The sequence below is a fragment of the Pseudoalteromonas sp. bablab_jr011 genome, assembly GCF_016464045.1.
GTDB classification, from domain to species: domain Bacteria; phylum Pseudomonadota; class Gammaproteobacteria; order Enterobacterales; family Alteromonadaceae; genus Pseudoalteromonas; species Pseudoalteromonas lipolytica.
On sequence record NZ_JACDWU010000250.1, the window covers coordinates 1 to 22409 of the forward strand.

General features: G+C 42.7%; 28 protein-coding genes. 6 read left to right on the forward strand and 22 right to left on the reverse strand.

Annotated elements, in window-relative coordinates; genetic code table 11:
• Positions 1-56: 56 nt before the first annotated feature.
• The 3 genes from JIG41_RS14685 to JIG41_RS14695 form a co-directional block, all read right to left on the reverse strand.
• Positions 57-608 carry an arylamine N-acetyltransferase gene (locus JIG41_RS14685; RefSeq protein ID WP_199525014.1) on the reverse strand — a complete coding sequence of 184 codons (552 nt, stop codon included), beginning with the start codon at positions 606-608 and terminating at the stop codon, positions 57-59.
• A 67-nt stretch (positions 609-675) separates the two neighbouring features.
• Entirely contained in the window at positions 676-1338 is a 663-nt protein-coding gene (locus tag JIG41_RS14690) for a hypothetical protein (RefSeq protein ID WP_036974172.1), read from the reverse strand.
• A 57-nt stretch (positions 1339-1395) separates the two neighbouring features.
• Positions 1396-1683, reverse strand: coding sequence for a hypothetical protein (locus JIG41_RS14695; protein WP_036974174.1), 288 nt, complete (start codon positions 1681-1683; stop codon positions 1396-1398).
• A 236-nt stretch (positions 1684-1919) separates the two neighbouring features.
• On the opposite strand from JIG41_RS14695, the gene JIG41_RS14700 reads away from it, so the two are divergent.
• The 5 genes from JIG41_RS14700 (at position 1920) to JIG41_RS14720 (ending at position 7147) form a co-directional block, all read left to right on the forward strand.
• Positions 1920-2300, forward strand: coding sequence for an RNA-binding S4 domain-containing protein (locus JIG41_RS14700; RefSeq protein ID WP_036974175.1), 381 nt, complete (start codon positions 1920-1922; stop codon positions 2298-2300).
• Between the two features lie 63 nt (positions 2301-2363).
• Positions 2364-2783, forward strand: coding sequence for a hypothetical protein (locus tag JIG41_RS14705; RefSeq protein ID WP_199525015.1), 420 nt, complete (start codon positions 2364-2366; stop codon positions 2781-2783).
• A 208-nt stretch (positions 2784-2991) separates the two neighbouring features.
• Positions 2992-5742 (forward strand): aconitate hydratase AcnA, encoded by a 2751-nt coding sequence (gene acnA / locus JIG41_RS14710; RefSeq protein ID WP_036974180.1) that lies wholly within the window; start codon positions 2992-2994, stop codon positions 5740-5742.
• Positions 5743-5929: 187 nt separating this feature from the next.
• On the forward strand, positions 5930-6817 hold the full coding sequence (locus JIG41_RS14715) for a DUF4097 family beta strand repeat-containing protein (RefSeq protein ID WP_199525016.1): 888 nt from the start codon (positions 5930-5932) through the stop codon (positions 6815-6817).
• A gap of 84 nt (positions 6818-6901) precedes the next feature.
• Positions 6902-7147 (forward strand): hypothetical protein, encoded by a 246-nt coding sequence (locus tag JIG41_RS14720; protein ID WP_036974184.1) that lies wholly within the window; start codon positions 6902-6904, stop codon positions 7145-7147.
• Here the strand turns inward: JIG41_RS14720 and JIG41_RS14725 are convergent.
• From JIG41_RS14725 to JIG41_RS14745, 5 genes are all read right to left on the reverse strand, one after another.
• The gene (locus tag JIG41_RS14725) at positions 7144-7659 is read right to left on the reverse strand and encodes a DUF4124 domain-containing protein (protein WP_199525017.1); all 516 of its coding nucleotides are present in this window, start codon (positions 7657-7659) and stop codon (positions 7144-7146) included. The genes JIG41_RS14720 and JIG41_RS14725 overlap by 4 nt on opposite strands.
• Positions 7660-7674: 15 nt before the next feature.
• On the reverse strand, positions 7675-8397 hold the full coding sequence (locus tag JIG41_RS14730) for an ABC transporter substrate-binding protein (RefSeq protein ID WP_074989649.1): 723 nt from the start codon (positions 8395-8397) through the stop codon (positions 7675-7677).
• Positions 8398-8497: 100 nt separating this feature from the next.
• Entirely contained in the window at positions 8498-9238 is a 741-nt protein-coding gene (locus tag JIG41_RS14735; RefSeq protein WP_036974190.1) for a phosphoadenylyl-sulfate reductase, read from the reverse strand.
• Between the two features lie 38 nt (positions 9239-9276).
• Entirely contained in the window at positions 9277-10974 is a 1698-nt protein-coding gene (gene cysI, locus JIG41_RS14740) for an assimilatory sulfite reductase (NADPH) hemoprotein subunit (protein ID WP_065978922.1), read from the reverse strand.
• 49 nt (positions 10975-11023) lie between these two features.
• Positions 11024-12838: an assimilatory sulfite reductase (NADPH) flavoprotein subunit gene (locus tag JIG41_RS14745; protein WP_036974194.1), complete on the reverse strand. Its 1815-nt coding sequence runs from the start codon at positions 12836-12838 to the stop codon at positions 11024-11026.
• Positions 12839-13178: 340 nt separating this feature from the next.
• On the opposite strand from JIG41_RS14745, the gene JIG41_RS14750 reads away from it, so the two are divergent.
• Entirely contained in the window at positions 13179-14819 is a 1641-nt protein-coding gene (locus tag JIG41_RS14750) for an endonuclease (RefSeq protein WP_199525018.1), read from the forward strand.
• A gap of 42 nt (positions 14820-14861) precedes the next feature.
• Here the strand turns inward: JIG41_RS14750 and JIG41_RS14755 are convergent, their stop codons facing one another.
• The 14 genes from JIG41_RS14755 to rpsJ form a co-directional block, all read right to left on the reverse strand.
• On the reverse strand, positions 14862-15449 hold the full coding sequence (locus tag JIG41_RS14755; RefSeq protein ID WP_199525019.1) for a hypothetical protein: 588 nt from the start codon (positions 15447-15449) through the stop codon (positions 14862-14864).
• A 73-nt stretch (positions 15450-15522) separates the two neighbouring features.
• Positions 15523-15690 (reverse strand): hypothetical protein, encoded by a 168-nt coding sequence (locus JIG41_RS14760; protein WP_199525020.1) that lies wholly within the window; start codon positions 15688-15690, stop codon positions 15523-15525.
• Positions 15691-15883: 193 nt separating this feature from the next.
• Positions 15884-16639 carry a hypothetical protein gene (locus tag JIG41_RS14765; protein WP_199525021.1) on the reverse strand — a complete coding sequence of 252 codons (756 nt, stop codon included), beginning with the start codon at positions 16637-16639 and terminating at the stop codon, positions 15884-15886.
• A gap of 531 nt (positions 16640-17170) precedes the next feature.
• Complete coding sequence (gene rpsQ, locus JIG41_RS14770; RefSeq protein WP_036974206.1) at positions 17171-17428, reverse strand: 30S ribosomal protein S17; 258 nt, start codon at positions 17426-17428, stop codon at positions 17171-17173.
• Entirely contained in the window at positions 17428-17619 is a 192-nt protein-coding gene (gene rpmC / locus JIG41_RS14775; RefSeq protein ID WP_004588692.1) for a 50S ribosomal protein L29, read from the reverse strand. The genes rpsQ and rpmC overlap by 1 nt, the downstream gene beginning before the upstream one ends.
• The gene (rplP, locus tag JIG41_RS14780) at positions 17619-18032 is read right to left on the reverse strand and encodes a 50S ribosomal protein L16 (protein ID WP_036974208.1); all 414 of its coding nucleotides are present in this window, start codon (positions 18030-18032) and stop codon (positions 17619-17621) included. The genes rpmC and rplP overlap by 1 nt, the downstream gene beginning before the upstream one ends.
• 12 nt (positions 18033-18044) lie before the next feature.
• Positions 18045-18746 (reverse strand): 30S ribosomal protein S3, encoded by a 702-nt coding sequence (gene rpsC, locus JIG41_RS14785; protein ID WP_036974210.1) that lies wholly within the window; start codon positions 18744-18746, stop codon positions 18045-18047.
• An 11-nt stretch (positions 18747-18757) separates the two neighbouring features.
• On the reverse strand, positions 18758-19090 hold the full coding sequence (gene rplV / locus JIG41_RS14790; RefSeq protein WP_004588690.1) for a 50S ribosomal protein L22: 333 nt from the start codon (positions 19088-19090) through the stop codon (positions 18758-18760).
• A 14-nt stretch (positions 19091-19104) separates the two neighbouring features.
• Complete coding sequence (gene rpsS / locus JIG41_RS14795) at positions 19105-19383, reverse strand: 30S ribosomal protein S19 (protein ID WP_010376377.1); 279 nt, start codon at positions 19381-19383, stop codon at positions 19105-19107.
• 16 nt (positions 19384-19399) lie between these two features.
• Positions 19400-20224, reverse strand: coding sequence for a 50S ribosomal protein L2 (gene rplB / locus JIG41_RS14800; protein WP_036974212.1), 825 nt, complete (start codon positions 20222-20224; stop codon positions 19400-19402).
• A 17-nt stretch (positions 20225-20241) separates the two neighbouring features.
• Positions 20242-20544, reverse strand: coding sequence for a 50S ribosomal protein L23 (gene rplW, locus JIG41_RS14805; protein ID WP_036974214.1), 303 nt, complete (start codon positions 20542-20544; stop codon positions 20242-20244).
• Entirely contained in the window at positions 20541-21146 is a 606-nt protein-coding gene (gene rplD, locus JIG41_RS14810; protein WP_036974217.1) for a 50S ribosomal protein L4, read from the reverse strand. Before rplD ends, rplW begins: the two co-directional genes overlap by 4 nt.
• 17 nt (positions 21147-21163) lie before the next feature.
• Entirely contained in the window at positions 21164-21799 is a 636-nt protein-coding gene (gene rplC, locus JIG41_RS14815; RefSeq protein WP_036974218.1) for a 50S ribosomal protein L3, read from the reverse strand.
• A gap of 27 nt (positions 21800-21826) precedes the next feature.
• Complete coding sequence (gene rpsJ, locus JIG41_RS14820) at positions 21827-22138, reverse strand: 30S ribosomal protein S10 (RefSeq protein WP_002957900.1); 312 nt, start codon at positions 22136-22138, stop codon at positions 21827-21829.
• Positions 22139-22409: the final 271 nt, after the last annotated feature.

The window sequence follows — 22409 nt, forward strand, 5'->3', positions numbered from 1 at the left end:
AGTGTTTTCGGGCTATGACGAAATTGTTGATGAAGTTTCAAAAGCATGGAATCACTTTATTTCAATACCGGAGCGAGTGATGAAGATATGTAATCGGGAATGGATAAAGTTGATTTAATCTTTATGCGGAATGGTATTAGCCTGTCACGTCGGCTAATTTCATATAAGTTCACACCTTCACTGACTCGTGACGACTGATCAATTGGCAATGCGATTACCGGTGTACTTACCCCAAAGCCAACATCGAGCAAATAGTGTTTACCCTCGAGTGTCAATTTTGTTAATCGGTGCGAGCGAGGGTTTTCTTCACGGCCGTTAAGCATCACCCGCGCTATGAGTATTTCAACATCAAAACCGAGTGCGACCAACGCAAGAAAGAAGATCTTGTTATGTTCAAAGCAATAACCTCCTTCTTGTAAATTAATTAAACGTGAAAACACTTTATCGTCATCAAGGCTCAGTGATTTAGCCTGTAATGCATTGACACTGCTGAAACTATAGCGAGCTAAATGCGCCGCTTGTAAACGCTCAATCAATGCAAGATTTCTGTCTTCATTAATGTAATCAATAGCCAAAGAATTTAGATAATGTTTAATGTAGTTTTGCATGGCATGTCCTTATAAGTAATGATGACAGCCATGCTAAAACCTCAAGTTTAGTTGAGGTAAAGATTTTTTAGTCCATATAGACTATTTGCAACGAGCAATTTAACCAACTAGGCTGATTAACCCTAATAGTATATCGATAGGTATCTGTTGGCTTTTCACCAAAAGGTGTACTTACATAGGGTGTTGAATGGCTGTAGGTCTGTGAATAGTTTTTATAATAAATAACCAGATAACCGTACAAATAATCCCACTTAAGTGATACAGGGGTCCCGCCAGGTAGCACAAACTCGGCGTGCTTCTCGGTAAATGTCACCATCAGTCCATTAAACTTATCCTCATCGCAGTGTGTTGTGAAAACACGATTAGGCAGAGAAATTTCATCCTCCTCACTCGGTGCTTTTAAGTAAAAGCCAATATTGCCATGATTGTAAAAGTGATTTGCGGCGGTGGTGTATTTGATCTCAGGCTGATAACCCAGTCGCTGCATGATGCCAGCTAAGATCTCAGTCTGTTCAGTCAAAATTTTATCTTCGGATAACATCAAAGTCGCGTCGCCAAACTCTCGCGGCACACTCAGTTGCGTGTATTTATAAGGTAAACGCTGAGCACTTAAGGCTAAATCGAGCTGAGCTTGCTGCTGTGCGTCTAAGTTTTCTGTATAAACATAAACAGTTGGCTGTTGGCAACCAACTAACAATAGCAGCACACACCAAATATACATCCTGTTCATACTATTCCCTCCAATAGATTACAAATGTAGTCTATTAGAGAAAAGCTGATTAATCAACTAATTTAAATGGTGACTTAGCCATTTATCAACACTGCGTCGAGTGTAAAGAATATCTTTAAATAAGCGGTGAACCTGATACTCAAGTAACTCTTCTTTACTCTTCTCTCCATAGGCAAGCTGGCTGTGGTTATCATTAAAACGCGAAATTAATGCAAAGCCTTGTTCTGATTTATCAGGCTGCGCTTTCATTGTTTGGGTTAATAATGCACGCACATCATCTGCTGCAAGTAACGATGTATCGTCTAACCCCATTAGTTCTTTTTTCAGTACTGACCTAACGCCCATGACGACTTCTCCTGAACGAATAATAAATAAAACGACGTTGCATTTAGCAAGTAGCGCACCATATCGAGACGCGCGCAGTGTACTTATGAAATACTGCAGTTTTCTTACGACTCTGCAAAATACGTCATTATTTTTTGTGCTCATTTTTTAAGTATGTGAAGCGCTTAAAAATTTAACCTTGGTTCAATCCAGTGCTAGGCTTTATAATGGCTGCGATTAAATTATGAGAGACCAACATGAACGAAGATTTCATCGAAATTGAGCTTGAAGAAGAGCCAATAGAGTTATGTAACTTACTTAAAGTGCTCGATTTAGTTGAGACAGGTGGCCAAGCAAAGACCTTAATCGGTGAAGGTTATGTTGGAGTTAACTATGAAATTTGTACAATAAAACGGAAAAAATTATACAGTGGCGACGTACTTTCGTTTGATGGTGAGCAATTTCAATTAACCTTAAGTGAAGATGCAATACCGAACCCTCGCCCAGAAAAACAACCTGAGCAACAACGACAGAACGCCCCGCAAGAGAGCAGCGCATCAACAGCCAAAAAACGTAAGCGCACTAAAAAGCCTAAAGTAGACGAAAAAACAGGTCGTCGCCCTATTTCTTTTGGTTAGCCTTGCTTAGTTAATATTTATCCCCTTTAATTGTGCTTGATAATAACAATGTAAAGGTGATTTATGACTTCTCCCGCTTGGCTCAAACCACTTGCATGGGCCGCATTAGTTTGGAATCTACTCGGGGTAATTGCACTTATTATGCAGCTACTCATTACCCCAGAGATGATTGACCAATTACCACTCGATCAACAAGCCGCATACCGTGATATCCCGCTGTGGTCAACGCTTGCCTTTGCGATAGCGGTGTTTTCAGCCTGCTTAGCAAGCATTTTATTGCTTGCTAAAAAAGCCCTCGCGAGAGAGTTGTTTCTTATTTCGTTTGTCGCTGTGTTAGTCCAGCAGTATTACAACTTTATCGTAATCGATAGCCTCGCCCTCTTTGGTTTTAGTGCTTTGGCAATGCCATTTTGCGTGATTGTAATTGGCTTATTATTGTTGCTTGTTAGCCATCACACAAAACAGCAGCATTGGCTAACTTAACGTCAGTCTATGTTATGAGCTGCTGTCTAATTACTGCTCTTTTATTGCTCTCTCCCCTTGAAATAAATTGCATCGGCATCAACTATAATTAGATAGCATATTTTTTCATCAGCACGGTGAATTTTAATAGCTGGTATTAAGTTTGCAGATATCTCGTAAAGGAAACATAAAAAGCGAGCATTGCTTGCGTAAACCACAGGGGCAAATAATGAATAACAGTTTTGATACCCAAAAACAGCTTACGATCAATGGTGAGCAATATCATATCCACTCTTTACAAGGTCTTGGTGACAAAGCCAAACGCCTGCCTTTTTCATTAAAAATATTGTTAGAAAATCTATTACGCAACGAAGATGGCGTAAACATTAAAAAGCAAGATATAGACGCACTTCTAAACTGGGATCCACAAGCAAAACCCTCCGCCGAAGTTGCCTTTACGCCTGCGCGCGTGGTGATGCAAGACTTTACAGGTGTCCCTGCGATTGTTGATTTAGCCGCAATGCGCGACGCCATGGAAAAACTTGGCGGAGACCCCGCTAAAATTAATCCACTGTCACCTGCGGAACTCGTAATAGACCACTCTGTACAAGTTGATGGTTATGGCGAAGATGGCTCGTTCGACTTAAACGCCAAGCTCGAATATGAACGAAATAAAGAACGTTACGAATTTTTACGTTGGGGACAAACAGCCTTTGATAACCTTAAAGTGGTGCCACCCGCAACCGGTATCGTACACCAAGTTAATTTAGAGTATTTGGCCCGTGTGGTGTTTAACGATCAAAAAAATGGTCAATCCCTCGCTTATCCAGATACCCTAGTCGGCACAGATTCACATACCACAATGATTAACGGCTTAGGCGTACTTGGTTGGGGTGTCGGTGGCATAGAAGCCGAAGCGGCCATGCTTGGTCAGCCCATTAGCTTGCTAATTCCACAAGTGGTTGGTTTTAAGCTCAATGGTCGCTTGCCCGAAGGCACAACCGCCACAGATTTAGTGCTCACAGTAACCGAAATACTGCGAAAACATGGTGTCGTGGGTAAATTTGTTGAGTTTTATGGGGATGGCCTTGCTGACTTACCACTTGCAGACCGCGCTACCATCGCAAACATGGCACCTGAGTATGGTGCAACATGCGGTATTTTCCCGATTGATGATGAAACGATTAATTACCTGCGTTTAACAAATCGCGATGAAAAACAGCTGAAGCTAATCGAAGACTACGCCAAACACCAAGGACTGTGGCGAAACCCAGGCGACGAAGCACATTACACCGACACATTAGAGCTGTCTTTAGATGATGTAGTGCCTAGCCTTGCTGGTCCCAAACGTCCGCAAGACCGTATTGCCCTTGATAAAGCAGGCGAGGTGATTGGGGAGCACTTAAAAGCTTTCCAAAATGAGCGCATGCAACAGCGTGATAAAAGTGATACTCAAGAAGCACGTATCGAAGATGAAGGTCCGACAACAAATCCGGATGATCCTGTTAACGAAGCGCAATATATGGGCGCAGCCAAAGTTAACTTTAAAGGTGAAGAGTTTGAGTTAAAAGACGGTGCGTGTGTCATTGCAGCAATAACAAGCTGTACAAACACGTCAAATCCGAGCGTTATTCTGGCGGCGGGTTTAGTTGCTAAAAAAGCCAAACAGCTAGGGTTGAAAGTAAAACCGTGGGTTAAAACATCACTCGCGCCAGGCTCTCAAGTGGTCACTGATTACTTGAAAAAAGCGAATTTAATGGATGATTTAGACGCGCTTGGGTTTAACCTTGTGGGTTATGGCTGTACCACGTGCATTGGTAATTCAGGCCCGCTCGCTGATGAAATAAGTGAAGCAATTCAGAAGCACAAACTTGTTGTAAGCTCTATTTTATCGGGCAATCGAAACTTTGAAGGCCGTATCCATCAAGATGTTAAAATGAACTTTTTAGCATCGCCTCCGCTTGTTGTGGCCTACGCTATCGCGGGACGCACCGACATTGATGTATACAATGAACCCTTGGCACAAGACCCCAATGGTAACGACATTTATCTAAAGAACATTTGGCCAAGTGTGAGTGAGGTGAGTGAGTTAGTGCGTGATACCGTCACCAAAGAGATGTTTGCATCGAGCTACGGTAATGTTTATCAAGGTGATGATCGCTGGCAAAAAATCCAAATCCCTGAAGGTAAGCTTTATGATTGGGATGACGCATCAACCTACATTAAAAAAGCGCCATTTTTTGATGGCATGGAAATAGAACCGCCCGGTATCCCCACGATCAGTGGAGCACGTTGTTTAGCAAAACTTGGAGACTCAGTCACCACCGACCATATATCACCTGCGGGGGCGATTAAAGCCGATGCTCCTGCTGGCTTGTACTTACAAGAACATGGTGTAGAAAAAGCACAATTTAACTCGTATGGCTCTCGTCGAGGCAATCATGAAGTCATGATGCGCGGCACCTTCGCCAATGTACGATTAAGAAACTTACTTGCTGCTGGCACTGAAGGGGGTGTCACACGCATACAACCAACAGATGAACTTGCCAGCATTTTTGATGCGGCCATGCAGTATCAACAAGACGGTACCCCATTGATTATTTTGGCTGGTGCAGAGTATGGGACCGGTTCATCACGTGACTGGGCTGCAAAAGGCTCTTTATTACTGGGTGTAAAAGCAGTCATAGCGCAAAGCTATGAGCGTATTCACCGCTCTAACCTGATTGGTATGGGTGTATTACCGCTTCAATTTAAAGAGGGTGAAAGTTATGAATCGCTTGGTTTGACTGGTCAAGAATCCTTTGATTTTGAAGGCTTATACGACAAAACCAATGAAGTCAGCGTAATTGCAACTAACAGCGAAGGTAAGCAAGTTAGCTTTAGTGTTGATGTGCGAATTGATACACCCAAAGAGTGGGATTACTACAAACACGGCGGCATTTTACAGTATGTACTTCGTAATATGCTGGCTGAGCAATAATCACTTTTAAGTTAACTAAGGGGCTGAAATTTCAGCCCCTTTTTTTTTAAAAACACCAATAAATTGCAGTTTAGACCAGTACACTTAGTTACAAAAAATGAAAAAAACATAAAAATCAGCATGTTAAACTTGGATCATAATTTGCAAATGCTAACCAGATAAAAATCACAATAATTTTGGAATCCATATGACTATTGCATCATTCAAACGCGCGATGTGCGCAACTGCCATCTCATCGAGCTTATTATTAGCCGGCTGTGTTATTCATGTATCTGCGGATCAGTTTGCTGAACAAAAACAACAAGACTTACGCGTTTCGGCTGCAAATGTAAGCCAGTTAAAAATCGATGCCGAAGCCGGCTCACTGATCATCAAAGGCGACAGCAATGCCACAGCTATCACAGTGAATGCCAATATCTATGCGGCTAAAGGCGATGAAACCTATACGCTAACACTTGAAAAACACGGCGACACAGCAGAGCTTATCAGTAAACTCAATAATGGTAGCGTGTCGTTTTACAGTGGCTCATCACCTCATATCGATTTAATCGTATCTGTGCCAGCACAGCTTAAACTTGATATTGATGATGATTCAGGTGATATCGTCATACGTGCTATGCAAAGCGATATCAGTATTGATGATGACTCAGGATCCATTGTGATTGAAGGAGGTCGCAATATTCGTCTTGATGATGACTCTGGCGACATTCACATTAGTAATGTAAGCGGCAATATCAACATAGAAGACGATTCTGGCTCAATTATAATAGACCAAGGTCAAGGCCGTATTGATATTGAAGATGACTCTGGAGATATTCGCATCGAGAATAGCCAAGGCCCAGCACGTATCATTGATGAATCAGGTAGTATTAGCGTTAAAACATTAGGTGGTGCGCTCACTATCGAAGACGGCTCTGGTGATATAGATGTAAGACACATAAAAGGGCTCGTTACCATCACCGATGGCTCTGGCAGTATTTATGTCAATGATACCCTTGGACTCACTATCATTGAGGCTGGTTCTGGCGACTTAAGTATTGACAATATTAACGGCCCAGTAAAGCTCAATAAGTAACCAATCATTACTTGATTTAAAACAAACCGTCTAAGTCAGATAGCACCTACACTTTAATTACGACTTTAAATGTTGGTGCTTAAAATGACCGAAAAAAATATTATAAGAACCCTTAAGGTGTTTATTATATTAGGTATTTGCTTAATTATTTTAGGCCACTCGCTGTTAGCAAGTAACTATTTAGATGAAAGCCTAGGTGTTCACGGCATTATGATCAGTGCGGCTTGTATCGCGGTAGGCGTATTATTTTCATTACCGACAAAGATTTATTTAACCATTCTTTTAATGAAGCTTGAAAGCGAATTAACCACAAAAAACACGCACGTTTAGTGTTCTAATTGCTTATTACGTTGCTCAATTTGCTGCTTTATTTGCTCAGTATCTTGTATGAGTTGTTGTATTTTTTTAGGGTCGTATAAATTCGAATCTGCAGCTGATTTAACCTGTGTATCAGTTAACTTGCTTTCGGGGTCTGCTTGAAAGCTCTCTGCGGGTAGCACCGTAATTTCTCGCGAGTCTAACGTCACCAACGTACTCGCATATTGTGGGTGAGGTGTATCTGCAAAATGCCACTGTCCTTGTTCATCTTGCCATTTATAAACCACAACAGCTGCATGACCATTATCAGGCTCGCTAAATTGCTTTAAAAGCTGCTCGGCTTTAACACCCCACGACTCAACATTTTGTGACGCGCTTTCAGTGACATCATGACTTACTTGTTGTGAATAACGTTGCAACATGCTGAGCGATAAGTAAGGCTGACCATCGGGCTTTTTTATATAAAATAGCAGCACAATACTGGTCAGTAATAGCATTACTGCAAGATAGCAAAATCGCTTCATGATCCAATTTATCCGTTATTGGTAGTTATTCATTATCTTAGCAAACTCTCCTGATGATTTGAGATTTTTCAGAAAGTCATTAAATTGTTTGCTGGTCTCTTTACCACGTTCATCAAACGCAAACTGTAACTGTAATGGCGCTTTGCCTACAGAGTAATCACTCACAGTAAACTTTTTGAAATCATTATTGCGAGCAACATACCACGTTAAGGCATCCCGAGAAATCACTGCGACGCGTTGGTTATGCTCCCAATCCATTAAGGCAAGTAGCATTTCAAATTCTGAGTAAAAATTCTCTCTGTGCATATCACCCGATTGAAATAAGTGTTCGAACTCGGGATAGGTGTAGCCATAACGCGCCATAAGCACATACCCGGCAAGCTGTTCAATCATAGGAATATGGCAGCCACTTGGCATGACCAATACATCTTCTACCATCGCGAGCGCATCACTCCAATAGTATTGATTCTGTCCAACATACCACTCTACAGACTCGATTCGACCATCAAGTAACCCTTCATCAAGCATTTTTTGTGAACGTTTCTCTGGCACATAAAAGTAATCAATACTCACTCCATATTGTTTTGCAAAACGGTTCAGTAAATCGCTCACAATGCCCTCTTCTTTACCGGCCATAAAATGATAAGGAGGATAATCGCTATCAGGCAATCCTATACGAAGCGTATCGGCTAAACACAATGGACTAAACAACAAGAATAATATAACTAAACGGCTCATGATTTTCTCTCACTCGATTGAGCCATGGACTATACATTTTTGGTATAAAAAAAGCGCAACCGATGTCGCGCTTTATGAATTTTCTGATAGGAAATTAGGACTAAATACCGTCACCATCAATGTGTAAACCACACTCACGGTTTAACCCAAAGAAACGAGTCTCTTCTTCAGTCATACCGGGTTCGAGTTTACGTGTTGTATGCACATCACCCATTGACACATAGCCTTGCTCCCAAAGCGGATGGTACGGCAAATCATGTTTCGTTAGGTACTGATAGATATCGCGATTATTCCACTCTATCAGTGGATATACTTTCACTGTACCACGGCTAATTTCAACTATTTGTTTATCAGCACGCGACGATGATTGGTCTCGACGAAGGCCACTGAACCATGTACCCGCATTAAGCTCATTCAATGCGCGGGTCATTGGCTCAACTTTATTAAGCTGATTGTACTGCTTAATACCCGCCTCTCCTTGCTCCCAAAGCTTACCAAACTTCGCTTCCTGCCACGCAGGGCTGAGCTCAGACTTGTACACTTTAAGATTCAGCGATAACCGTTCTGTCATGTGTTCAATAAACTGATATGTCTCTGGGAACAAATAACCAGTATCAGTCAGTACCACAGGAATATCTGGCTGCTGCGATGTCACTAAGTGCAACATCACAGCGGCTTGTATACCAAAGCTAGACGATAAAAAGTGCGTGCTTGGTAAGTTTTCAAGTGCCCACGCAACACGCTCCTCAGCGCTTTTTTCAGCAAGAAGACCGTTAATATCAGCCAGCATGGCTGTTTGGTCTTCTTTGCTCATCGTTAAGATGTTTTTAAATTCACTCATGGTTAATTCCAAACCTTAAAGCGGTATCGCTTTTAAAATTATGCGTGAAAATCGGTTACTGAAACTTTGACTTCAGCAACAATGCCTTTGCGAATAACAAAATCACCAAAACATTCACCGTCATTACGCTCACTCGCCCATTGGCCTATGAGCTTATCGAATGCATCTAGGTAGACATCTTCGCCAACATTTTCTAAATACAATTTAGGAATACGCGTGCCTTCACGGTTACCACCTAAGTACACGTTGTATTTACCCGGGCCTTTACCAACAAGCCCTGCTTCTGCCAACATCGCGCGGCCACAGCCATTCGGGCAACCCACAACACGCATAATAATGTTGTCATCACCCATACCGTGTTTCGCTAAGAGCGCTTCTGTTTTCTCAATTAAGCTTGGTAAGTAACGCTCGGCTTCTGCCATCGCTAATGGACACGTTGGTAGGGCCACACACGCCATTGAGTTTTTACGTTGCTCAGTATGGCTGTCATCAATTAAACCATGATTACGAGCAATCTCTTCGATAACGGCTTTTTGATCAGCGGGAACGCCAGCAATGATCAGGTTTTGGTTTGCCGTCATACGGAAATCACCTTGGTGAATTTCAGCAATTTTACGGCATCCCGTTTTGAGTGGTTTATCTGGGTAATCTAAAATACGGCCACTTTGAATAAACAGCGTTAAATGGTGCTTACCATCAATGCCTTCTACCCAGCCAATACGGTCACCACGGTGAGTGAACTCATACGGGCGGCTGTCTTCGAATTTAACACCAGCACGCTTTTCAACTTCCGCTTTAAATACATCCGAACCAACACGGTCTAATGTGTATTTGGTTTTTGCATTTTTACGGTTTGAACGGTTACCCCAATCACGTTGAACAGACACCACGTGCTCAGCAATTTTCAATGTGTGTTCAAGTGGAATAAAACCAAAGTCATCAGCTTTACGTGGATACGTAGCTGTATCACCGTGAGTCATCGCAAGACCACCCCCCACTAACACGTTAAAGCCAACTAATTTGCCGTTTTCTGCAATTGCCACAAAGTTTAAATCATTGGCGTGTACATCCACTTCGTTATTCGGTGGAATCGTTACCGTCGTTTTAAACTTACGTGGTAAGTACGTTGAGCCTAAAATGGGCTCTTCGGTGGTTTCGCTCTTTTCGCCATCTAACCAAATCTCAGCATAAGCCTTGGTTTTTGGTAATAAATGCTCAGAAATCTTTGCGGCCCACTCGTACGCTTCTTGGTGAAGCTCTGACTCAACTGGGTTCGTCGTACACAGTACGTTTCGGTTCACATCGCCCGCGGTCGCAATTGAGTCAATGCCCACGCTATTAAGCATTTGGTGCATGCCTTTAATATTGGGCTTAAGTACACCATGAAACTGAAACGTTTGGCGTGTTGTTAAACGAATACTGCCGTAGCTGGTTTTCTCGTCGGCGAATTTATCAATCGCTAACCATTGTTCAGGCTTGATGATACCGCCAGGCATACGCGCACGTAACATAACATTGTGTAACGGCTCTAGCTTTTGTTTAGCACGTTCAGCGCGAATATCGCGGTCATCTTGCTGGTACATGCCGTGGAAACGGATCAACTGGAAGTTATCAGCGGTAAAACCACCGGTGATTTCATCTTTTAAATCTTGTGCAATGGTGCCACGTAAAAAGTTACTTTCTCTTTTCAAACGCTCGTTATCAGAAAGCTTTACGTTTTTGTCTTGTTCGCTCATGGTATTTCCTAAATTTGTTACGGTGACGGCTGTTAGCTTTTAAACGTGTTTAATACACGTCTTTCTGATAGCGATTGGCGCTACGTAAATCTTTTAAGTATTGCTCAGCTTGCTCATCATCTTTGCCGCTGTTTTCTTTGATGATGTCAACCAGTGCGTGGTGCACATCTTTCGCCATACGATTAGCATCACCACAAATATAGATGTGTGCTCCGGCTTCTAACCACGCAAACACCTCTTTGCTGTTTTTACGTAGTTTGTCTTGAACATAAACTTTTTCCGCTTGGTCACGGCTAAATGCCACATCCACTTTAGTGAGTAAGCCTGACTTTAAGTAGCCTTGAATTTCTACTTGATACAAGAAGTCTTGCGTAAAGTGTGGGTTACCAAAGAATAGCCAGTTTTTACCACTTGCTTCACGGGCGTCTCGTTCTTGTAAAAACGCACGGAATGGCGCAATACCGGTACCCGGACCCACCATAATAATGGGCGTTTCGTCGCTTACTGGTAAGCGGAAGTTGTCGTTATGCTCACTGAATACTTTTACCTTACAGCCTTCTTCAGCTCGACGCGCTAAATAACCAGAACAGCCCCCTAAGTGCTCGCTGCCAAATGCGTCAAACTCAACCAGACCAACCGTTAAGTGCACTTCTTCTTCAACTTCGGCTTGGCTCGATGCAATCGAATATAAACGCGCTTGTAGTTTGCGTAAGCAATCTACTAACGTTTGTGCGTCAAGCTTTGCTGGGTTTTGACGAATAATATCGAAGATTTGGCGAGGCTCAATGTACTCACGCATAGCCGCTTTATCTTCAACAAGCTTTAATAATTCAGGGTTACCCGTTGCTGTTGCGTATTTTTCAACAAAGCCAGGGTAAGACTGCGTTAATTCTAACTTTTCAATCAGTGCATCACGTACGCTTAGCGTTTCGTCGCCTAGTTTAACCGTGCTCGATGCATCGATTTGTGTAAGCGCAAGTACTTCATCAACAAGCGCTTCGTCATTTAAGAAGTACACACCCAACGAATCACCCGGTGTATAGGTAATATCAGAACCTTCTAGAGAAATCTCAACATGACGTACATCTTTCGTTGAATCACGGCCTGTGATCTTTTGTACCACACTAAGCTCAGCGGCAAACGGGTTTTGTTTGGTGTATTGACTTGCTGCTGGTGCTGCTGCACCAAATGGCATTGCCACCACTTGACCACCGCTTGTTTGTTGCTGTGCTTTTAGGTCGGGTTCAAATGCATCAAGCGCACCGTCTATCCATTTTGCAGCTTCGTCATCGTAATCAACGTCTAAGTCTGCGCGTTGGAAAATAGTTTCTGCACCTAGTTTATTGAAGCGCTCTTCAAAATCTTTTGCTGTTTGGCAGAAGAATTCGTAGCTTGAATCACCTAAACCAATTACTGCTACCTTTACACCATCTAATTTAGGTGCTTTTTTGGTGGTTAAGAATTCATGTAAGCTTTCTGCATCTTCAGGTGGCTCACCTTCACCGTATGTTGATACCACAACAGTGATAAATTTTTCTTTTTTCAGGGCTGTAGGCTTGTAGTCTGCCATATTGACTAGTTTTACTGCTAATCCACGTGATTCAGCTTGCTCTTTTAATTTGCTTGCAACACCTTTGGCGTTGCCTGTTTGTGAGCCGTATAAAATAGTGAGTGGTGCAGCATCGCCTGCAGCAGGTGCCGCAGCAACGCCCCCTGTTAATGCACCCGCATTAGCACTTGCAGCTAAGTAACCACTTACCCACGCTTGCTGAATTGGATTAAGTTCAGCCACTAAGCCTTGCAGCTTTTGTACTTGCTCTTGCGATAGCGGGCTCGCCGCTGCATTTAGTTGACTCAACAACATGAATTTATTCCTCGTAACCCTGAAAGTTAACTGCGAAACCCCTTGCTACTGGCATTTCACTAACAATTTTTTCGACTTTAAAAGAGCTCAAACGATGCTTTTTAAAAGTTTATCTGAGCGTGAAGAATAACGAGGTCTCGCGCGATTAAAAAAGAATAGAATCTGCTTTGATATTCCATTTAGTTATTAATTTTCATATTTACTATAAAAAACAGATTAAATGCTTACTTAGTCGAATAAATATTTTACCAATTAACATTATTGCAACATACCGTGTTTAGCCTATACTCGCTGTGTTCATTTTAAGAACAGACAATATAACAATGAAAAGGAAACAATAATGTCACACGGGACATGTAATAAAATAATGCTAGCCAGCAGTTTGCTGTGTTTAGCAAGTTCAGCAATGGCGAATATCAACAATGCTGATTTCGAAACTTGGTCAGCAGGTGCCCCCTCAGGTTGGAGCACAATTGACAGTGGTATAAATCTCAGCAGCAACAGTAATGTGGTTTACTCGGGTAACTACTCAGCTCGCGTTACAGTGAATACAGGTATGCAAAGTAATACTGATTTATTACAAATGGTTGATGTCGTTGCGGGTGAAAGCTATGAGTTTTCGGCGTGGGTTTATCATACCGAAGGGGGGGTGAAGGCACGCCTTGTCGTTGATGGCTACCAAGGTTATTCAAACTCAGCATTAACAAATCAATGGCAACAGATCAGCTATCAATATACCGCATCAGTAACAACCTCTATCGATGTAGGATTACGTTTTTACGACGTAACGGGCTTTGATGGCAGCGAAGTTGTTTATGTCGATAACTTTGCGCCAAACACTGGCACACCGCCTCCACCTGCGGGGGGCTGTACAGATAACCAAGTCGCTCTTACCCTCACCACCGACAACTATGGTGAAGAGACTAGTTGGCAAATTACCAATGCTCAAGGCAGCACAGTAGCATCAGGCGGCAGCTACGCTGCTAATACGAACTATAACGAGCAAGCCTGTTTAGTTGATGGTGACTACACATTCACTATTTTTGATAGTTACGGTGATGGCATGTGCTGTTCATTCGGTAATGGCAGCTACAGTCTTTCTTTAGGTCAAACTGTGCTTGCCAGTGGCGCAAGCTTCCAAAGCTCAGAGGCTACACCGTTTAGTTTAGGTGATAACACTGGCGGCGGGAATGGCGGCGGTACCACACCAACAGAACCGACAGGTTATTATGTAACGACTCAAGGTCTTATAGGCTATGCTTTAAAAACGGAACTGTACAACATAATTAAGGATCATAACTCACAAGGTTATTCGGCTATTTGGGGATTTTACGACCTCGCATCGCGTGATAAATACTTTGAGAATGATAACTCAATTTTAGACCGTTATTCAGAGAATCCAGCAGGCCAAGACAGCTATAACTATGTTGCTGTTAGCGACCAGTGCGGTACCTACAACAGTGAAGCTGATTGCTATAACCGCGAGCATTCGTTCCCAAAAAGCTGGTTTGGTGGCACTGTTGAGCCCATGAATTCAGATGTACATCATATCTTTGCCACTGATGGCTATGTAAATTCAAAACGCAGTAACTACCCTTTCGGCGAAGTCGCCAGTGCAAGCTACACCTCTAGTAATGGAAGCAAATTAGGCAGTGCCGCTAGCTCATTAAATTACTCAGGTACGGTATTCGAACCGATTGATGAGTTTAAAGGTGATTTTGCACGGGCTTATTTTTACATGGCAACACGCTATGAAAATGTGATTGCTAACTGGCAAAACAACACAACGTATAGCAATGCTGTGCTTAATGGCTCATCAAGTCAGGTGTTCGAGAACTGGGTCATTGCGATGCTATTAAAATGGCATAACGACGACCCTGTTAGTCAGCTTGAACTTGATAGAAACCAAGCCGCATTTGAATTCCAAGGAAATCGTAACCCATTTGTTGATCACCCTGAATTTGCAGAAATGATTTGGTAACTTCGTTAAGGCAAGACACTTAACGTCAGTTAAGTGTCTTTTTTAATCAAGTAAAACCACTTTATTTGCCGCAATTAACCCGTCTACATAGCCCTTTTCTAAATGCCACGGATGACGCTTCCATCCTCGAAAAGCGAATCCAGCAATATGTATTTTTTCAAACTGCGATAAATAGAAAGCGATAGCTAGAGTGCCAGAGCTTGGGCAATAAGGTCGATGTATTACAGGTCCTAAAGTAAGCAAGTGAGCGAGTAATGATTGTCGAAACTGAGCGCTTAAACGTTCACATTTACAGTGCAGACCATACATCTTAAATAACTGATTAGCGTAGTCTATCTTGCCTTTTCGATGAATTAATTTAAAAAAGCAGTGCAACAACGGATGAGGGTTAGGATCGGTGATCATAACCTGTGAAAGCCCTTCGAGTGGTATTGTAAGCGGTCTCTGTAGTAAGCCATGCGCCTGATAGCCTCGCCCAACTAGCCATAGATCGGTACAACGCTTACCTAAATGGGCTGGCATGTCTGCACAACGATTAAACCTAACCACGCGTGGGCAGCGATTAACGCTCGCTGCGATATGCGCACCCACAGGGCCATTACCTAAAATAATAATGTTTGGTTGTTGCATGACCCAAGGCACTCCATGTTATTCCTTAAAACAGTGTTATTTCACGCCAGCAACATGACCAGTTAATGACAGCTCACGCTAAATGTAATGTATATGCTAAACGTGTGTGTTCAATAAACAGTACATCATGTCGTTGCCGCTCAACACGGATACGGTAACCAAGATGATGTAACACCTGTTTTAATAAAGCTTGATGCTGCTGCGGTGTTGAATAATGAGAAATATCGAGTGCAACTAACAATGCCTCAGCGTAATGAGATGCTTATAAAAGAGACCGAAAAATACGGTTCTGTACGTCGATGATTTGTGTGACTGAGGTGTTGTAGCAATTAATTTGCAGACTTAACAGGTAGTTTTCGAGTGCATTCATAGCAACGTCCTTCTAAAAAACGCCACTTTAAAAGCTCAACTTTAGTTGAGGTAAAGAACTTTATTTATTTTTTGCTCCACTTATTCATAATCTCCTTGAACAACGCCGCTTCTTTATCTTCACAGGATCTGGGTGAACCACTCGGTACGCCTGATTTACCGAACACTGAATTAAAGTCAATGCCATAACACTGTCCATTCAGCATCTCGATGCGTCGACTACCATCACCATTTTCCCATAATACCGTGGCTTCGCTTGAAATTGAGTACTCTTTAGGGCTCGTTATTCGTACTCCACTCGCATTGTTTGTTGCTGAGTGTAAATTTCCTGTCGCGTGCGCGGTCGACTGGTTGTACTCAACATCCATGTTAGGTAATGGCGCATAAGGATTCAGCTTTTTAAATGGCCTTGATGATACCTCTGATGCAACGATTTCAGGCTCTTTTGTTGGCGTAGCGACTGTTGACGCATTGGTCATTGTCCTTCCTCTGGAATTTGTTTGAGCAGCCAGACTTAAAGTACTTTCATTCATAGCTGCGTAACTCGGCTGTTCAGCAACTTCTGAAGCAGTGTCCTCTGATTTTGGTTCTGTCGCAGAACCTAATTGGCTACTCTTAGCTTTTTCTTCGGGCGTTTTTTCTACATCTATATTTAAGCGAGGTAAGGTCGTGAGATCAACGGTAACATAGGCTTGCATCACACCTTTAGGTTCAAGCCAAGGCGCAACAATGACACGCTGAGCATGTTTAGCAAATATAAGCAGTATGAGAACATGAAGTGTAATCGAAAACACCCATGCTTTATAACGTCCCTTTAACACCAACACTCCTTGTTTTTTATTCTAAGAGTATTTAATAACCCAATAAGTTCATTGTTAACTCGTAAGGGGTTAGCACACAGTAAATCCCGTTTAACTGGTCGCAATTCGCTTAATTAAGTGGTCTATGTTGAGGTGCAAAACGTGTCGGTGGCAAGGCACTAATTTGGTTATTGAAGTGTACGAAATCAACAAAGTATAACGCTGTGAACGTCAGGTTTAGTGTTTTAAATGAGTAATACCATTCCTTGATAACAAAGCAAAAATTTAGTTATTTTGTTGTTCTCGGCAATTGCTCCTGCATTTCCCTACCTCCATGCAGTCGTAAATCAGACATTTATAACGTAAGTAGCAACAGGTTTAATCACTCAAAATGAGTAAGTATTATTGCGGGTTGGTATCAGTGTTATTTCAAGTGGGTATACCCCCTACTCACTGAGCTAACGACTCACGTCACAAAGCAGTGAAGGTTATTTTAAATACAAAAAACCCCAGCAAAGCCGGGGTTTTTTAGTAAGTAAACTTAATTAAAAATTAAGCTTGCTTTGGACGCTCAACAACGTCTACTAAAGTCCAAGACTTAGTCTTAGAAATAGGAGCACACTCACGGATAGTAACTACGTCACCAGCTTGAGCTGTATTGTTTTCGTCATGTACGTGTAACTTAGTCGTACGTTTGATGAATTTCCCATAGATTGGGTGCTTCACGTAACGTGCGATAGCAACAGTGAAAGATTTATCCATCTTGTCGCTGATTACACGGCCTTGAAGAGTACGGATTTTATCGCTCATTATTGACCTGCCTTCTGGTTAATAATTGTTTTTACACGCGCGATATCGCGACGTACTGTTCTTAGCGTGTGTGTTTGAGCTAACTGACCAGTGCTTGCTTGCATGCGCAGGTTGAACTGCTCACGAAGAAGTCCTAGAAGTTCAGCATTTAGCTCTTCTACGCTTTTGTCTTTTAGTTCGCTAGCTTTCATTACATCACCGTCCGAGTTACGAAAGTTGTTGTGAATGGTAATTTACGTGCTGCAAGGTTGAACGCTTCACGAGCAAGCTCTTCAGAAACACCTTCCATTTCGTAAAGTACTTTACCAGGTTGAATTTCAGCAACCCAATACTCAACAGAACCTTTACCTTTACCCATACGAACTTCTAATGGCTTGTTCGTAATTGGCTTATCTGGGAATACACGAATCCAGATTTTACCTTGACGCTTTACGTGACGTGTCATAGCACGACGAGCTGCTTCGATTTGACGAGCAGTCATACGGCCACGACCAGTAGCTTTCAAACCGAAAGTACCGAAGCTTACTTTGTTACCGTTTTGCGCTAAACCACGGTTGCGGCCTTTGTGCATTTTACGGAATTTTGTACGTTTTGGCTGTAACATTACTCGCTACCTCTACTTAGCACTTTTTTTGGCTTTCTTTGGCGCGCGTTTAGCTGGCTTCTCTTGCTCTTGTACTAGTGGTAAACCACCAATAACTTCGCCTTTGAAGATCCAAACTTTAACACCAATGATACCATAAGTGGTTAAGGCTTCAGAAGTTGCGTAGTCGATATCAGCACGAAGAGTATGTAGAGGTACACGACCTTCACGATACCATTCTGAACGTGCGATCTCAGCACCGCCAAGACGACCGCTAACTTCAACTTTGATACCTTTTGCACCAATACGCATTGCGTTTTGTACCGAACGCTTCATAGCGCGACGGAACATAACACGACGCTCTAGTTGTGACGCAATACCGTCAGCTACTAGTTGTGCATCAAGTTCAGGCTTACGAACTTCAGAAATATTGATCTGAGCCGGAACACCTGCAATCTTAGTTACTGCTTGACGTAGTTTTTCAACGTCTTCGCCTTTTTTACCGATAACAACACCAGGACGAGCTGTGTGAATTGTTACACGGATAGATTTTGCTGGACGCTCAATAACGATTTTAGACACAGAAGCCGCTTTTAATTCCTTAGTAAGGAATGTACGTACTTTGTGATCGCCAAAAAGCTGATCAGAGAAATCTTTTGAATTCGCGTACCAGGTAGAAACCCAAGGTTTAGAGATACCTAGGCGAATACCAGTAGGATGAACTTTTTGTCCCATTACTTATACTCCTAGCTATCTGAAACCACAACAGTGATGTGGCTTGTACGCTTAAGGATGCGGTCTGCGCGTCCTTTAGCACGTGGCATAATACGCTTCATTGTTGGACCATCGTCCACAAAGATCGTAGTTACACGAAGCTCATCAATGTCAGCACCTTCGTTATGCTCTGCGTTAGCAATAGCAGACTCAAGTACTTTCTTAACTAATACAGCCGCTTTTTTAGGGCTGTACGCCAGGATTTCTAGAGCGCGATCAACCGGAAGTCCGCGGATCTGATCTGCAACTAGACGTGCTTTTTGCGCCGAACCAGAGGCGAATTTATGTTTAGCTAATGCTTGCATTTATCATTCTCCTCTTAACGTTTCTTCGCTTTCTTATCCGCAGCGTGACCGCGGTAAGTGCGAGTTGGTGCAAATTCACCTAGTTTGTGACCGATCATTTCGTCTGTGATAAACACAGGAACGTGCTGACGACCATTATGGACAGCGATGGTCAATCCGATCATGTTAGGTATGATCATTGAACGACGGCTCCAAGTTTTAATTGGCTTCTTGTCACCGCTTTCCAACGCTTTCTCTACCTTCTTCAGCAAGTGTAGGTCAATAAAAGGACCTTTCTTGAGAGAACGTGGCATGGCTATTCCTCAACTATTATTTAGTACGACGACGTACGATAAATTTATCAGTACGCTTGTTCTTACGTGTCTTAGCACCTTTAGTCGGTTTACCCCATGGAGACACAGGATGACGACCACCAGATGTACGACCTTCACCACCACCGTGCGGGTGATCTACCGGGTTCATGGCAACACCACGAACTGTCGGACGGATACCACGCCAGCGATTTGCACCAGCTTTACCTAGTGAACGAAGCATATGCTCAGCATTGCCTACTTCACCAAGTGTTGCGCGACAGTCAGCTGGAACTTTACGAACTTCGCCAGAACGAAGACGTAGAGTAACGTATTGACCTTCACGTGCAAGGATTTGAACGTATGCACCAGCAGAACGTGCGATTTGAGCACCTTTACCTGGTTTTAATTCTACGTTGTGAACAGTCGAACCTACAGGCATGTTACGCATTGGTAATGTGTTACCAGCTTTGATTGGTGCATCAACACCAGACTGGATTGAATCACCAGCTTTTAAGCCTTTAGGTGCAATAATGTAACGACGCTCACCGTCTGCATATAATACAAGAGCGATGTTTGCGCTACGGTTTGGATCATACTCTAGACGCTCAACAACAGCTGGAATGCCATCTTTAGTGCGTTTAAAGTCGATTACACGGTAATGATGCTTATGACCACCACCGATGTGACGAACCGTGATACGACCTTTGTTATTACGACCACCAGACTTAGAGTTTTTCTCTAGTAGTGGTGCGTAAGGTTTACCCTTATGAAGATCAGGGTTAACCACTTTAACCAGGTGACGACGACCCGCAGAAGTTGGTTTACACTTTTGAAGTGCCATAATTCTAACTCCCCTTATTACTCGGCGCCGCCGACAAAGTCTAGCTCGCTACCTTCTTTAAGAGTAACGTAAGCTTTCTTCCAGTCTGAACGACGACCGAAACGCATGCCAGTACGTTTTGTTTTACCCTTAACGTTTAGTGTGCGAACACCAGTTACTTCTACTTCAAAAAGCTTCTCAACTGCAGCTTGAACTTCAGCTTTAGTTGCATCTTTAGCTACTTTGAAAACAATCGTGTTGTTTTCTTCAGCAGCGATAGTGCTTTTTTCAGAGATATGTGGAGCAAGGATCACTTTTAAAAGACGTTCTTCACGGATCATGCTAGCGCCTCCTCAAGTTGCTTAACAGCAGCAGCTGTAATAAGTACCTTATCGAAAGCGATTAGGCTTACAGGATCGATACCAGCTACATCACGCGTGTCAACCTTGTACAGGTTACGTGCCGATAAGAATAGATTCTCATCTACTTCTTCAGTCACGATAAGAACATCTTTAAGCTCAAGTTCTTTAAGCTTAGCAACTAGTTCTTTAGTTTTTGGTGCTTCAAGACCAAACTGCTCAACAACGATTAAACGCTCTTGACGAACTAATTCAGATAAGATGCTTTTGATCGCACCGCGGTACATTTTACGGTTTACTTTTTGGCTATGATCTTGTGGTTTAGCTGCGAAGCTAACGCCACCTGAACGCCAAATTGGGCTACGGATTGTACCAGCACGTGCACGGCCAGTACCTTTTTGAGCCCATGGTTTTTTACCACCACCGCTTACTTCAGAACGTGTCTTCTGAGCACGAGTACCTTGACGAGCACCTGCTGCGTAAGCAACAACTACTTGGTGTACTAATGCTTCGTTAAACTCACGTCCAAAAGTAGCTTCAGAAACTTCAAGAGCGCCAGAAGCGTCTTTAATTGCTAATTCCATCACTAAATCTCCAGGACTTATGCTTTAACAGCTGGTTTAACGATAACGTCACCGCCGATAGCGCCAGGTACTGCACCTTTAACTAAAAGCAAGTTACGCTCAGCGTCAACGCGAACTAGTTCTAAGTTTTGAGTCGTTACACGCTCAGCACCCATGTGACCGGCCATTTTCTTACCTTTAAACACCTTACCAGGTGATTGGTTTTGACCGATTGAACCAGGAGCACGGTGAGATAGAGAGTTACCGTGAGTCGCGTCTTGCATGCTGAAATTCCAGCGCTTAACACCACCTTGGAAACCTTTACCTTTAGAAGTACCGGTTACGTCAACTTTGTTGATTTCGTTGAATAATTCAACAGTAAGCTCAGCGCCTACTTCAAAATCGCCTTCACCACCATTTAGGCGGAATTCCCACAGACCGCGACCCGCTTCAACACCTGCTTTAGCGAAGTGACCCGCTGCAGCTTTGTTTACACGGCTTGCTTTTTTAGTGCCTGCGGTTACTTGAAGCGCGTTATAACCGTCTGTTGCTTCAGATTTGATCTGAGCAATACGGTTAGGAGTCGCTTCGATAACTGTCACAGGGATAGATACACCATCTTCAGTGAAGATACGTGTCATACCCACTTTACGACCGACTAGACCTAATGCCATTTTCCTAAAACCTCTCTAATCTTCCGATTAACCCAGGCTGATTTGAACATCAACACCAGCAGCAAGATCTAAACGCATAAGCGCGTCAACAGTCTTGTCAGTTGGTTCTACGATGTCGATCAGACGTTTATGGGTGCGGATTTCGTACTGATCACGCGCGTCTTTGTTAACGTGCGGTGAAGTTAGTACAGTAAAACGTTCAAAGCGTGTAGGTAGTGGGATTGGACCACGTACTTGTGCGCCAGTGCGTTTCGCAGTTTCCACGATTTCCGCCGTTGATTGGTCAATCAAACGGTGGTCAAAAGCTTTTAGGCGAATACGAATGCGTTGATTTGACATTCTTAAACCTCAATATAAAGAGCATTTAAAAAGAGCATAAAAAAACGACCGAAACAATCTTACTAACTAAGATGTCGGCTGTTCTCTTATATCTACGTTGAACTCCAAATCGGAGTTCCTGTTTTATTAGCTTGAAATCCAAGCTTAATGTTCCTTCCAAGTTCCCGAGGGAATTTTGAAAGCCTGCGTATTATAGTGAGATTGGTGATAAATGCAACAACTTTTTAGGATTAAAACGAATAAAGTCTGCTTTGTATAATATTTCAGTTAA

What these genes read in the sequence shown, in the direction of transcription:
- JIG41_RS14685 (WP_199525014.1), bottom strand. Translation starts at nt 608, where the DNA reads ATGCAAAACTACATTAAACATTATCTAAATTCTTTGGCTATTGATTAC.
- JIG41_RS14690 (WP_036974172.1), bottom strand. Translation starts at nt 1,338, where the DNA reads ATGAACAGGATGTATATTTGGTGTGTGCTGCTATTGTTAGTTGGTTGC.
- JIG41_RS14695 (WP_036974174.1), bottom strand. Translation starts at nt 1,683, where the DNA reads ATGGGCGTTAGGTCAGTACTGAAAAAAGAACTAATGGGGTTAGACGAT.
- JIG41_RS14700 (WP_036974175.1), top strand. Translation starts at nt 1,920, where the DNA reads ATGAACGAAGATTTCATCGAAATTGAGCTTGAAGAAGAGCCAATAGAG.
- JIG41_RS14705 (WP_199525015.1), top strand. Translation starts at nt 2,364, where the DNA reads ATGACTTCTCCCGCTTGGCTCAAACCACTTGCATGGGCCGCATTAGTT.
- acnA (WP_036974180.1), top strand. Translation starts at nt 2,992, where the DNA reads ATGAATAACAGTTTTGATACCCAAAAACAGCTTACGATCAATGGTGAG.
- JIG41_RS14715 (WP_199525016.1), top strand. Translation starts at nt 5,930, where the DNA reads ATGACTATTGCATCATTCAAACGCGCGATGTGCGCAACTGCCATCTCA.
- JIG41_RS14720 (WP_036974184.1), top strand. Translation starts at nt 6,902, where the DNA reads ATGACCGAAAAAAATATTATAAGAACCCTTAAGGTGTTTATTATATTA.
- JIG41_RS14725 (WP_199525017.1), bottom strand. Translation starts at nt 7,659, where the DNA reads ATGAAGCGATTTTGCTATCTTGCAGTAATGCTATTACTGACCAGTATT.
- JIG41_RS14730 (WP_074989649.1), bottom strand. Translation starts at nt 8,397, where the DNA reads ATGAGCCGTTTAGTTATATTATTCTTGTTGTTTAGTCCATTGTGTTTA.
- JIG41_RS14735 (WP_036974190.1), bottom strand. Translation starts at nt 9,238, where the DNA reads ATGAGTGAATTTAAAAACATCTTAACGATGAGCAAAGAAGACCAAACA.
- cysI (WP_065978922.1), bottom strand. Translation starts at nt 10,974, where the DNA reads ATGAGCGAACAAGACAAAAACGTAAAGCTTTCTGATAACGAGCGTTTG.
- JIG41_RS14745 (WP_036974194.1), bottom strand. Translation starts at nt 12,838, where the DNA reads ATGTTGTTGAGTCAACTAAATGCAGCGGCGAGCCCGCTATCGCAAGAG.
- JIG41_RS14750 (WP_199525018.1), top strand. Translation starts at nt 13,179, where the DNA reads ATGTCACACGGGACATGTAATAAAATAATGCTAGCCAGCAGTTTGCTG.
- JIG41_RS14755 (WP_199525019.1), bottom strand. Translation starts at nt 15,449, where the DNA reads ATGCAACAACCAAACATTATTATTTTAGGTAATGGCCCTGTGGGTGCG.
- rpsQ (WP_036974206.1), bottom strand. Translation starts at nt 17,428, where the DNA reads ATGAGCGATAAAATCCGTACTCTTCAAGGCCGTGTAATCAGCGACAAG.
- rpmC (WP_004588692.1), bottom strand. Translation starts at nt 17,619, where the DNA reads ATGAAAGCTAGCGAACTAAAAGACAAAAGCGTAGAAGAGCTAAATGCT.
- rplP (WP_036974208.1), bottom strand. Translation starts at nt 18,032, where the DNA reads ATGTTACAGCCAAAACGTACAAAATTCCGTAAAATGCACAAAGGCCGC.
- rpsC (WP_036974210.1), bottom strand. Translation starts at nt 18,746, where the DNA reads ATGGGACAAAAAGTTCATCCTACTGGTATTCGCCTAGGTATCTCTAAA.
- rplV (WP_004588690.1), bottom strand. Translation starts at nt 19,090, where the DNA reads ATGCAAGCATTAGCTAAACATAAATTCGCCTCTGGTTCGGCGCAAAAA.
- rpsS (WP_010376377.1), bottom strand. Translation starts at nt 19,383, where the DNA reads ATGCCACGTTCTCTCAAGAAAGGTCCTTTTATTGACCTACACTTGCTG.
- rplB (WP_036974212.1), bottom strand. Translation starts at nt 20,224, where the DNA reads ATGGCACTTCAAAAGTGTAAACCAACTTCTGCGGGTCGTCGTCACCTG.
- rplW (WP_036974214.1), bottom strand. Translation starts at nt 20,544, where the DNA reads ATGATCCGTGAAGAACGTCTTTTAAAAGTGATCCTTGCTCCACATATC.
- rplD (WP_036974217.1), bottom strand. Translation starts at nt 21,146, where the DNA reads ATGGAATTAGCAATTAAAGACGCTTCTGGCGCTCTTGAAGTTTCTGAA.
- rplC (WP_036974218.1), bottom strand. Translation starts at nt 21,799, where the DNA reads ATGGCATTAGGTCTAGTCGGTCGTAAAGTGGGTATGACACGTATCTTC.
- rpsJ (WP_002957900.1), bottom strand. Translation starts at nt 22,138, where the DNA reads ATGTCAAATCAACGCATTCGTATTCGCCTAAAAGCTTTTGACCACCGT.